3 protein-coding genes are annotated in these 6,182 nt (G+C 33.9%); all 3 read left to right on the top strand.

Annotated features, from left to right (window positions below; genetic code table 11):
* Positions 1 to 462: outer membrane protein assembly factor BamE (locus L2D08_RS23455; RefSeq protein ID WP_242237944.1), on the top strand; the 462-nt coding region annotated here is incomplete at its 5' end.
* Positions 463 to 1,241: 779 nt separating this feature from the next.
* Positions 1,242 to 3,452: an Ig-like domain-containing protein gene (locus tag L2D08_RS23450; protein WP_242237943.1), complete on the top strand. Its 2,211-nt coding sequence runs from the start codon at positions 1,242 to 1,244 to the stop codon at positions 3,450 to 3,452.
* Positions 3,453 to 3,853: 401 nt separating this feature from the next.
* Complete coding sequence (locus L2D08_RS23445) at positions 3,854 to 5,530, top strand: Ig-like domain-containing protein (RefSeq protein ID WP_242237941.1); 1,677 nt, start codon at positions 3,854 to 3,856, stop codon at positions 5,528 to 5,530.
* Positions 5,531 to 6,182: the final 652 nt, after the last annotated feature.

Below are 6,182 nucleotides of genomic sequence, written 5' to 3'. Positions count from 1 at the left end.
ATTGCAGAATTGACAACGTCTGTAGATGAAAAAGACACTAAGATTGCAGAACTGACAACGTCTGTAGATGAAAAAGACATTAAGATTTCGGAATTAATGAAGTCTATAATGTATCATAAATTTTTAAATATCAGAGATCTAAGTTTGTTAAAGGTGGAAGATGTAAACCGAATTATGGGGTTTGAAGGGGAACAACGCGAATATATATACCGATATGAATGGGGAACGCTTGGTAATAACGTTCGTGTTGATTTTCTGGATAATGGAAGTGGATATGCTACAAGTAAAGGATATAGCAACATTACTCAAGAAGGCTTAACAATTTTACATCAAGACTCCCTTGATCAAATTGATTTAGGCATGACGTATGAACAAGTAGCTAATATATTAGGGGCTGCGGGCACAATAATCGAAAGTAACTCAAATGGTATAACAAGAATTATTTGGCACCATAACGGATAGCATACTAATGGATTAATAGAACCACGTATTTCGATACGTTTTAGCGATGGAAAAGTCACAAATAAAAGTAGTGATTATTTGTTCACTATTGTTGAGTAAATCCTTTCCTTTTTTAATTTCAAAAATATCCTTAATATTTATAAATCGAAGATCTAAAAAATTGGGCCGTTAAAAGCTTGTTGATTTTTCATGTCATTCATTTTTATAAAAAAAAGAAATTTGTCTAAACTCTAAGCCTTGGCTAATACCAAGGCTTTTTTGAATCATCTCCTGTTTTATGGCGAATTATTTAGTAAAGTATAGCGAGTCCAGTAGCTATATTTAATACTGAAAGGAAGTTAGTGATATGTGCATTATTTCCGAGCAACCCAACTGCCTAAAATCATTCGTATTTTGTTGCCAAATGTAAAAAGACCGGCCACAGCCAGTCACAAATACTTCTTAAATATCTTCTTGTTTGAACCTCGTCAATAATCCTTTCTCCTAGTCGCGGCCAAGCTTCACAATATAAATGCACTACACTGCGCATATGTGTTATTCCTACATGATCGGTCTCCTGTATTTCTTCTCGACAGAATAGACAAACTATAAGGATTTTCTCTTTTTATATATGAGCTCTTTTATAATAAATTAGCAAACTAGGATTTTTCAGAAATTTATGTGCTTCAATAATATTTATAGATACTAAGATAAATAAAAACCCATATATCTAAAAATTGGATTTGATGGTATTATGTGTAAAAGATAATAGGTGATTTTATCGAGAGAGGAAGATTGATTTGTTCAAAAGAATATTAGCGCTTTTCTTTCTTTGCTTTGTAATTACAGAAATTTTTAGTTTTGTGCCAATACCTTCAGCTAATATTGCAAATGCAGAAACATCTAACGTACTTGAAGGGGTTGTTAAAGAGGATCTTCATTTAACAAAAGAAAACTCTCCTTATTCTATTAATACAAGAATACAAGTAGCTGACGGAGTAAGTGTAACCGTAGATCCTGGAGTAGAAATCAAAAATGGACAAATTCAGCTTTTTGGAACTGCTAAGCTTGTGGCTAAAGGAACAGATGCTGAAAAGATACGTTTAGAAAACGTAACAATTAATGCAGACAATTGGAGCAAAGCGGGTGTGGAAATCGAACATGCTACCTTGCAGAAAGTGAATTACTATTCTTTCCTGTCAGGAGCTCTCATTGTAAGAGACAGTGAGGTACACAGCAGCAATTTTAAGCTGTATGAGCCATCAGAAGCTAGCTACCTTGAAGGGAACTTATTCACAGACAATAGCGCTTTAAACATCACATCAACAACTTCTTTGGCCTTGATTAAGAACAATACTTTTAAAAACAAAAATACTGTACCAGATATCACTTACGATTATACAAATAAGACTAAGCAAAACGTGCAGATAGTAGGGAACAATTTTCTGGTTACCGATAAAACAGTAATCCGTATTGAAGACGTGAACTCTGGGGATATCATCAATGCACAAAGCAATTACTGGGGGACGATCGACACAAAAATTATTGACTCCATTATATTTGATGGAAATGATGATTACAACTCTAACGCTTTCGTCCAGTATGATCCCTATTTGACAGAATTTAACACGAATGCTCCAGTAGCTTTAATGGATCAAGAAGATCAAGCAGATTTGCCAAAAGATGAAGAGCCTAAATTGCCAAATGTGCTTGAAGGGATTATTAATAAGGAGCTGCACCTTACAAAGGAGAATTCTCCTTATTCTATCAATGAAAGAATTCAAATAGCTGATGGAGTAAATGTAATTGTAGACCCAGGAGTAGTAGTTAAGAATGGACAAATTCAACTCTTCGGGACTGCTAAGCTTGTGGCTAAAGGAACAGATGCTGAAAAGATACGTTTAGAAAACGTAACAATTAATGCAGACAATTGGAGCAAAGCGAGTGTGGAAATCGAACATGCTACCTTGCAGAAAGTGAATTACTATTCTTTCCTGTCAGGAGCTCTCATTGTAAGAGACAGTGAGGTACACAGCAGCAATTTTAAGCTGTATGAGCCATCAGAAGCTAGCTACCTTGAAGGGAACTTATTCACAGACAATAGCGCTTTAAACATCACATCAACAACTTCTTTGGCCTTGATTAAGAACAATACTTTTAAAAACAAAAATACTGTACCAGATATCACTTACGATTATACAAATAAGACTAAGCAAAACGTGCAGATAGTAGGGAACAATTTTCTGGTTACCGATAAAACAGTAATCCGTATTGAAGACGTAAACTCTGGGGATATCATCAATGCACAAAGCAATTACTGGGGGACGATCGACACAAAAATTATTGACTCCATTATATTTGATGGAAATGATGACTACAATTCCAACGCTTTCGTCCAATACGAGCCCTATTTAACAGAATTTAATATAGATGCGCCAAAACCTATAGTGCAGAAGCCATTCGTAAATGAAGTTACTGACCAATCAACTAGCATTACGGGAACAGTTGAGGCAGGGGCAACTGTAACCATTAAAGCAGGAAATACTCTATTAGGTACAGTAAAAACGGGATCTGAGGGAACTTTTGATATTAGTATACCAAAACAAGAAGTGGGCATAACTTTATCTGTAACTGCAATTGATGAAGCAGGCAATATTAGTGAAGCAACAACACTAGTAGTAGTTAAAGAAATTTTTTACAAACAATTAGAAACAAGGATAAATGTTCATCCATATTATAACTTCACTGTTAAATTTAATAATGAGTTAGACAAATCCACAATTACTAGCGACAATCTCTACGTAAAATACGGCTCCAATATTATAGAGGGCGTAGCGGTTTCTTTGAATTCGGATAAAAAATCAGTTACTGTCGCTGCTCCTGCCATGGGATATAAGCGAGGAGAAACATATGTTATTTATGTAAAACAAGCAGTGAAATCAGCAACCGGGAAAGAATTAAAATTGCCTGTGAAAATGAGCTTTACGGTTAGGAAGTTGCCAGGAACTTAATAGGAATTACAAGAAACGTCTTTCAATATTCTGAAAGACGCTTTTTGTATATAAAAAGACAAATCCTAGTCAGTTATAAATACTTTTTTGTATATTCCGAAAGGAACCTTCATCAATAATCCGCTCACCTGGTCGCGGTTAAGCACCGCAATATAAATGCACAACACTATGCAATTGTGTGATCCCTATGTGATCAGTCTCCTGTATTTCCTCCTATGAAAAAAGGGAAATCCTAATCAATATGATATGTCGTTGTATATAACTACCTTGATTGCTCATCATTTATTTAAATCAACTATACCTTTTTGCGTAGGAAATAATAAACTGTATATCTAAAAATTTCATTTGATGATATCCTGTGTAAAAGATACTAATAATATTATTGAGAAAGGAAGATTTCTTTGCATAAAAAAATATTAATTATTTTTTTACTGTGTGTTTTATGTATTGCTAGCTCTACGTCGATATTGTTAGTAAGTACTGTAAACGCAGAAAGCTTAAACGTAGTAGCAGAAGATTCTACAGAAGGTACAATAATAGCTGGTGGCATAATAAATACTGAAACAACATGGACAAAAGAGAATTCTCCGTATATTTTGTCAGGAGATATTCAAATTGGATCTAGTCTCACAATTGATCCCGGAGTAGTAATTATAGGAAACGAGAAAAAAATTTCTATTTTTGGAGAATTAAATGCTTTAGGAACTGAAAGTGAAAAAATTAGAATTATGAATACAAAGCTACACGGAGGCAACTCCTCGCAAAACGGTCTAATTAATATCTCGCACAGCCAGTTGATTAACTGCTCATTTGCTTTATACCAATCGGGGATCCTCACCCTTAAAGATTCGTGGGTTGATAATTCTTTAAATAATGTGTCATATGAAAAAAATTATATTGGTAGCGCAAGCGATTCCAGCATATTGGAGAGAAATATTTTCTCGAAAAGTTTACCTTTTGTAGTTGGTAATAGTACAATTTTCCGCAATAATATTTTTAATAACGTAGCACCTTTGGAGGTGTATGGATTCGCAGGAATTAAGTTTGAATATAATAATTTTTTTGCAACTCAATCTAATACCTTGAAGTTATCTCACAGTTTTTCTCAATTAGAAAGTGCTAAGAATAATTTTTGGAATACACTTGATATAAGAGAAATAGAAAATTTGATTTATGACAAAAATGATGATCTAAATTTAGGGTATATAACATATGATCCAATATTAAGTGAGCCTCACCTTGATACTCCATCCTTAATTAAACCAACACCGCCTATTGTAAAAGAATATAGACAAAATGATTCATTTCTAAAGGGTTATATAGAGCCAGGGTCAATAGTTATATATTCTCAAAATACAGACGCAAGTACAGAATTAACAATAACAAAAAATATATTTCCGGATGCCAATGGCGAATTTATGATACCAATGACAGAATTATTAGTAGATAAAGAAATTACTATTCTTTCATATAAAAATGGTATTTATAGTGCTCCAACAAAATTAATAATAAATGATATAACAGCTCCTATTGCTCCAACAATAAGTAAAGTAACAGACCAATCAACTAGTGTAAATGGAATAGCAGAAACTGAATCACTTGTAACTGTCAGAACAGGGGCAACTGTATTAGGCACTGCAACAGTTGGAATCGATGAGAAGTTTAATATTAGTATTCCAAAACAGGCAGCTGGAACAACTTTATCTATTACTGCTACTGACAAAGCAGGGAATGTAAGTGAAGCAGCAGAAATAATGGTAGTAAAAGAAATTGTTTATAAACAGTTAGAAACAAAAACAAATGTTGATCCTCATTATAATTTCAAAATTAAGTTTAACAATGAATTAGAGGAATCCACTATAGCACAAAATAATATTTACGTGAAAAAGGGCTCCACTGTGGTTGAGGGAGTAGAGCTTTCCTTAAGGTTTGATAAAAAGGAAGTTAAAATTATGGCTCCTGCTGAAGGATATGCGCCAGGGGAAACTTATGTCATCTATGTAGAAAGCGGAGTGAAATCAACTTCAGGTAAAGCATTGAAGCAGCCTGTGAAAATGGAGTTTACAGTTGCCCCTTAAAAGTTAAATTAGTTAAAGAAAGCGCCTTTTGAAAAATGAAAGGCGTTTTTTTAAGGAGAAGAATGGTTATAGCCAGTTACAAATACTTCTTAAATATCTTCTTATACAAGCCTTCATCAATAATTCTCTCACCTGGCATTGGCCAGGTGGATTGTTAACACTGAATCAGACAACTTTAATATCACGGAATGAATGTCTAGGCGATTTGATCAATTGTTCAAATAAACAAGGAAGACGATCGTTAATCCGCTTATATTCTTGTATCATTTGAAACACTCCTCATATTTTCACTAACCGAGTTTTTTTCACGCCGATATAATTCCTCAAGGATCTCTGCGGCAATGTCCTGCATACCCTTGCCTGTCTGTTCGCCTTTTTTCCGCAGCCAGCCCTTAACATCTACGGACAACCAAACTGACAGTAATCCTTCTTATAGTTTTAACTTAAAAAAGATTATGAGTTAACTTATTTGTTCCTCAAGGACTTTTCATAGAAAACTTTCAATTATTTTGGCATTTACCCTTTTTCAAGTGATTGATCAAAGTAACTGGATTCAGCTGTGGTTTATAAAGAATTTTTTTGAATCTATATCTTTTTTAAGCTCTTTCATAATATCGAGAATATTTAGCTAGCATACTAATATGTATATAAC

Origin of the sequence: Domibacillus sp. PGB-M46, from assembly GCF_022668875.1 — a bacterium.
GTDB lineage: Bacteria > Bacillota > Bacilli > Bacillales > Domibacillaceae > Domibacillus.
This window is presented reverse-complemented; position numbering and strand designations above follow the sequence as displayed.